The sequence below is a fragment of the Streptomyces sp. NPDC002787 genome (assembly GCF_053592095.1).
The window spans coordinates 21,138-27,319 of record NZ_JBSFVC010000063.1; the positions used below are offsets into that span (position 1 = coordinate 21,138).

3 protein-coding genes and 1 pseudogene are annotated in these 6,182 nt (G+C 68.9%); 2 read left to right on the top strand and 2 right to left on the bottom strand.

Annotation, left to right across the window (positions count from 1 at the left end):
- The first annotated feature begins 84 nt into the window (after positions 1–84).
- Entirely contained in the window at positions 85–489 is a 405-nt protein-coding gene (locus ACWD26_RS42800; protein WP_451278979.1) for a hypothetical protein, read from the top strand.
- Between the two features lie 796 nt (positions 490–1,285).
- Here the strand turns inward: ACWD26_RS42800 and ACWD26_RS42805 are convergent.
- A pseudogene (locus tag ACWD26_RS42805) lies at positions 1,286–2,390 on the bottom strand (alkene reductase).
- Positions 2,391–2,914: 524 nt separating this feature from the next.
- A complete protein-coding gene (locus tag ACWD26_RS42810; RefSeq protein WP_451278981.1) occupies positions 2,915–4,261 on the bottom strand; it encodes an aldehyde dehydrogenase family protein in 1,347 nt (448 codons plus the stop codon).
- Between the two features lie 173 nt (positions 4,262–4,434).
- Here ACWD26_RS42810 and ACWD26_RS42815 point away from each other — a divergent pair, with 173 nt between their 5' ends.
- Positions 4,435–5,355, top strand: coding sequence for a helix-turn-helix domain-containing protein (locus tag ACWD26_RS42815; protein WP_451278983.1), 921 nt, complete (start codon positions 4,435–4,437; stop codon positions 5,353–5,355).
- Positions 5,356–6,182: the final 827 nt, after the last annotated feature.

The window sequence follows — 6,182 nt, forward strand, 5'->3', positions numbered from 1 at the left end:
CACCACAGCCCCGGCGGTAGCTTCCCGGGCCCGGAGCAACCAGCACGGAATGCGCCAATCCGGGAGACCCGGCACACTGCACTCGTGCAGCCCCTCCCGGTTCCCTGCCCCGCACACCTGATCCCGGATGCCACCGGCACCGACGCTTTCCACGCCGCCTACCGGCAGGCCATGGCGCAGCACGCCGTCTTCATCGCCATCGAATCCGAAAAACGTCAGCGCTGGACCGTCAAGGCGGACACGCTCACCGCCGGCTCCGGCCACACCGTCGACGACGCCGTGAACGGCGCAGTCCGGGCCGCGATCACCCGACTGATCCAAAGCCGTGACGTCGAACTGGACGCCTACACCGGACCGATCTACTTCATGATGCACGGTCTGCGGAACGAAGCCCGGGCCCGCGAACTCGCGGCCGCACTCCACGCCGCCCTCTACGCCGACCTGGGACCTCTCACCCGCGCCGTCCCTCCCGCGTCCGGACGGGGATGAAACTACCGCACTTCAGACATCGCTTCTCACTGATACCGATCACGAACAAGCGGCCGAGGTGACTGCCGAACCCACCTCGAAACGGCATCCACGCCAAGTGGAAGGCACAGCCGCATGACCTGGTCCTTGCCCGAGCCGATGCTCACCGTGGCCGTGGACAGTCCTGCCCTGCCCGCGGGGCGGGCCGCGGAGCCGAAGTTGTGGATGGGGTTTCGTTCTGTCCGTTGTCCACTGCGGGCATGGCTCAGGGCCCTCCGGTGTGAAGAGCCCTGGACCAGTGACGGCGTCGGCTGAGGAGCCGTTAACGAGCGGCGAATCAGCTGACAAGTAACTCGTGAACCCCCTCCGAGGTCGCCGCCGCGGAATTTCAGCTGGACGGCGAAGCCCGACCAGGTGGCGCCGCTTTTGTTCCGTAGCCAGCCCGCCTCCTCGCCGGACAGGGTGACGTGGTCCACCACCCCGTCCAGACCCAGATCCCGCCCCACCGACAGCCCCTTACTCCCTTACGGAAGGCGGACCCGGCAGATGGGCCGCCGCCAAAAAACTGTCATAGGCGTCATCTGTGACCGAAGGCCGCCGCGGGGGCCATGCACGAGAACGATGTGCTCGCCGGGGTCACCGAACGCAGGCTGTTGACCAGGAACCTCGAGGACCGCCGACGCCCTGACGGGCCCGACGGTCCTCGAGCCGGTGATCGCCGGTGTGACCGCGGGCCACAGGGGCGGGCACAGTGTCGCCGGTCGGGCGCCTGTCCATGTGAGTGGGGCTGCCGCATGGACAGGCGTGAACGCGGGCCTTAAGCCGTTTCGAGGAAGGGGTAGTCGGTGTAGCCCTCGGCGCCCGGCCCGTAGAACAGTTCCGGCCGCGGCTCGTTCTCCGGGTGGCCACCCTGCCAGCGCTCGACCAGGTCGGGGTTGGCGATGAGGGCCTGGCCCACGACCACGGCGTCGGCGTGGTCGGCCTCGATCTGCTGGAGCGCCTGCTCGCGGGTGGTCTGCCCCCCGAAGGGGCCGCTGTTGACGATCAGCTTGCCGCCGAAGCGCCGCCGCAGCTCCTGTACCAGCTCGCCGCCCGGCTCGGCGTGCAGGACGGAGAGGTAGGGCAGGCCCAGCGGGCGCAGTTGGTCGAGCAGGGTGCCGTAGGTGGCCAGGACGTCGTCCCGGTCGGTCTCGAAGACGTCCCCGAGGTCGACCTCCGGCGAGATCCGCAGCCCGACCCGCTCGGCACCGACGGCCTCGGCGACCGCCGTGACCACCTCGACGACGAAGCGCGCCCTGTTCTGCGGCGAGCCGCCGTATCCATCGGTGCGCTGGTTGGCCGCCGGGGAGATGAACTCCTGAAGCAGGTAGCCGTTGGCGCCGTGGATCTCCACGCCGTCCGCTCCCGCCTCGACGGCCCGGCGGGCCGCGGCGACGAAGTCCTCCAGGGCTGCCCGGATCTCCGCGGTGGTCATCGCTTCCGTAGGGCTGCTCGCCCTTCTCGGTGAACGTCTTGTTGTTGATGGCGATCGCGCTGGGGGCGAGGATGCGGCGGCCGCCGTTGATGTCGGGGTGGGTGCCGCGGCCGGCGTGCATGATCTGCAGGACGATGCGGCCGCCCTCGGCGTGCACCGCCTCGAACACCCGCTGCCAGCCGGCCGCCTGCTCGTCGGTGGCGATGCCCGGCTCACCGACACACCCCTGCGACACGTGGTCGGGGTAGGTGCCCTCAGTGATGATCATTCCGACGCTCGCCCGCTGCCGGTAGTACTCGACCATCAGGTCCCCGGGAATGCCGGAGGAACCGGCCCGGACCCGGGTTATCGGCGCCATGACGATGCGGTTGGCAAGCTCGATCTTCCCGAGGGAGACAGGGGAGAAAAGCGATGGAACGGGCGAAACTTCTGAAATGTTGACAGTCATGGGTTTCTTTCTTTCTGCAATACGGAGGGAAACGGGATGAAGGTCTGCGACGCAGTGGGTCCACGCTGTCCCGGCGGAGGCGCGGATGCGGCCCTCGGGCAGGCACGGGGCCCGCTGACGGCGACGCGGTTGCAGGACCGCGATCGGGGTGCGGGTGGTGTGGGCGGCGAACGCGGGGGCGAACGCGGTGAGAGCCGCATGCCGTCGGCGCCGACGCCGACGCCGGCCAAGCGCAACTGCCCGCCGGAGTACGGGCGTTCGCTCCTTGCGCACGATCAGCAGTCAGCCAGGTGACGAAGTCATGGGTGCCGCCGCCGGAGCCGGTACGGATCGGTGTCTGCCGGCCGCGCCGCGGCCGGCTCCCTCGTCGTGCCCCCGCGAAGAGGAGCGATACACGGCTTCACCTGGAACGCGCTTGGGGCGGTGGCGGGGACAGCGATCTCAGTGATCCTCATTCTCACCGGCCTGAGGCACTTCCGCCGGCCGATCGCCCATCGGAGAGCCCGCTTGACGAAAGCGCGCGGCTAGTTGAGCGGCACGTCCGCGACGGCCTTGAGGTGGCTGAACGTCTCGAGGGTGTACCGGCCGTGGTAGCGGCCCATGCCGCTTTCGCCGACGCCGCCGAAAGGCAGGCCGGGCATGATCAGCTGTATCACCGGCTGGCCCCAGGCGATGCCGCCGGAGGACGTCTCGTTCACCAGGCGCGACTTGGTGGCCTCGGAGGTGGTGAAGGCGTAGAGCGCGAGGGGCTTGTCGCGTTCGTTGATGAAGGCGATGGCGGCGTCGAGGTCTTCGACTTCGACGATGGCGAGGATCGGACCGAAGATCTCCTCCTGCATGACGGGCGATGCGGGGTCGACGTCGGTGAGCACGGTCGGTGCGATGTACAGGTCGTCGCGGTCGTGCCGGCCTCCCACCGCTGCCTTGCCGGAGTCCAGCAGGGCGGTGAGGCGGTCGAAGTGCCGCTCGTTGATGATCCGGCCGAAGCCGGCCGAGGTCTGCGGGTCGGTGCCGAACTGGGCTTCGACCGCGGCGCGCAGGGCGGGGCCCAGTTTGGCGGCGGTCGCCGGGTCGGCCAGGACGTAGTCGGGGGCGATGCACTGCTGTCCGGCGTTGCCGAACTTGGCGCCGACCAGCCGCTTCGCGGTCTCGTCCACGTCGGCGTCGGGCGCCACGAAGACCGGGGACTTACCCCCGAGCTCCAGCGTGACCGGGGTGAGGCGCTTGGCCGCTGCGGCCATGACGATCCGGCCGACGGTGCCGTTGCCGGTGTAGAAGATGTGGTCGAAGCGCTGGGCCAGCAGGGCCGTGGTCTCCTCGGCACCGCCCTCGACGACGGTGAGGACGTCGGCGTCGAAGTACTGGCGCAGCAGGCGTGAAGCGACCGCCGAGGTGTGCACCGACATCTCGCTCGGCTTGGCCACCACGGTGTTCCCGGCGGCCAGCGCGCCGATGATGGGGTCGATGAGGAGGTGCAGCGGGAAGTTCCACGGGGCGATCACCAGGACGACGCCGAGCGGGTCGTAGGTGGTGTAGGCCGTGGTCGTGGGGCCGAAGTGGGCGGGAACTTCCACCGGGCGGGGCTGAAGCCAGCTCTCGAGATTCGCCAGGGCCTCGTCGATGTCGGCAATGGTGAAGTCGATCTCCTGCGTCTTGGCCTCGGCGGCGTTCTTCCTCAGATCCTTCCAGAGCGCTTCGATCAGCTCCTGCTCGTTTTCGACCAGCAGGGCCCGCAGCCGCTGCAGCTGGTTGACGCGCCAGTCCAGTGGGCGGGTGACGCCGGTGGTGAACGTCGCACGAAGACGGCCCACCACCTCCGCCGCCGTTTCGCTCTGGCGCGTCCTCGACTCGGTCCCCTGTGTTGCGGTCATGGGGTGTGCTCCGTTCTTGATGCAAGCCACGCCCCGGCTTCCTTCCAGCCGGGCACGGTCTCCAGCGTGCTGGGCGATCCGGTATCCACCCAGGTCACGGCTTTGCGTACGTGCGCTGTGCCTACCACTGGTTGGGTCAGGCTGTTGTGTGTGCGACCGTGGATACTCGAGGCATGGACGAATACCCCGAACCGGTGCACGAGGCCGCCGCCGGCGCTCTGGACCCGCGTGCCGAGCTCAGTGAGTTCCTGCGCACCCGGCGGGCCCGGCTGAGGCCCCAGGACGTGGGCCTGCCGGACTTCGGACGGTACCGGCGGGTGCCGGGGCTGCGCCGCGAGGAGTTGGCGCAGCTGGCCGGGGTGTCGGTGGCGTACTACACGCGCCTGGAGCAGGGCAACGGGCGGACCGTGTCCGCGGAGGTCCTGGACGCCATCGCCCGCGCGCTCAGGCTGAGCGACGCCGAGCACGCCCACCTCACGCACCTGGCGAAACCGAAGCAGAAGAGGAAGCCGGCCGGCCGCGCCCCGCAGGTGCGGGGTCCCCTGCGGACGCTGCTGGACACCATGGACGGTGTTCCGGCGATCCTCGTGGGGCGGCGCTCGGACATCCTCGTCTGGAACCGGATGGCCGCGGCGGTCTTCGGCGACTGGGCCGAGCTGCCGGCGCAGGAGCGGAACTGGGCGCGGCTGGTCTTTCTGCGGCCCGAGTACCGCGATCTGTTCGTGGACTGGGAGCACAAAGCGAGCGACGTCGTCTCTCAGCTGCGCCTGGACGCCGGCCGTCATCCGGACGACCCCCAGCTGTCCGCACTGGTGGGCGAACTCTCCGTGAAGAGCGAAGAGTTCCGGCGGCTGTGGGCCACCCACGACGTCAAGGAGAAGTGCCACGGCATCCAGCGCCTGCACCACCCGCTCGTCGGCGAACTCGATCTCCGCCTCGAGTCGTTCCACCAGGCCGACGCCCACGAGCAGATGCTGGTGACCTACCACGCCGAACCGGGCTCCCCGTCGGCCGAGGCACTACGACTGCTGGCCAGCTGGGGCGCGGACGCGACCCGGTCGGGAACGGGCACCTCGTCGGCACGCACGGCTTGACGAACTCCCGTTGATCATCGGTAGTTGGCTGCGCGCCACGCCCAGCGTCCATTCGCACGCCAGACGCCTCCGGGGGTCGGTGTCGGATTCAGGACGGCGCGGGTGGCGCGGGCGTGCTGCGATTGGGCAGTGGAAGAACGGTGCCGCCGCTGCGCAGGGCGTCGTTTTCGAGGGCCAGCTGGCGGATGGCCTCCTCGTACACGGCGGGAGTGCGGCGCAGCTCGGTGTTCTCCTTCCGTAGCCGCCTCAGGCCGGCCTCCCTACATGCGTTGCATCCGGAGGGTTCCCGCGGAATCACAGGTCGGGCCGGCGCCGGGATACAGGACCGAAAACACACGCCGATCAGGCCAGCACAACGCCGGTGGAAAACGGCATAGTGCCGACAAGTCAGCGCAACGCCGATGGAAAACGCCGTACAGGATATTCAGGAACCGCACAACCGCAACCACGGCGGGACACCGGGGCTTGACCCAAGGCCCCCTGGCTCCAGCGGGAGCACCTGCCCCAGGAACTGGGCTTCGGCTCAGGCATGACACGCCTGCGGGCCGGCGCCTCGGCCGCCCCCCACCCCCCACCACCACCAACTTCCGTCCCGGCTCGGGCAGCAACGGCTCGACAAGCGACCACAGCTCATCCGACATGGTCCACGGCCGCGACTGTCTCTTTCCCACGACCAGACCAACGAGCAGCCAGGTCGACAGCCACGTGATCGACAACTTCGACAACTGCTGTTAAGAGGTCCTAACAGAAGTTGTTGATCAAGTGACTTTCGACTTGGGTGGTCGTTGGTCTGGTCGTGGGGAAACGTCAGTCGCGGCCGTGGATTG

Coding starts and splice junctions, on each gene's coding strand:
- ACWD26_RS42810 (WP_451278981.1), bottom strand. CDS start 4,261: ATGACCGCAACACAGGGGACCGAGTCGAGGACGCGCCAGAGCGAAACG.
- ACWD26_RS42815 (WP_451278983.1), top strand. CDS start 4,435: ATGGACGAATACCCCGAACCGGTGCACGAGGCCGCCGCCGGCGCTCTG.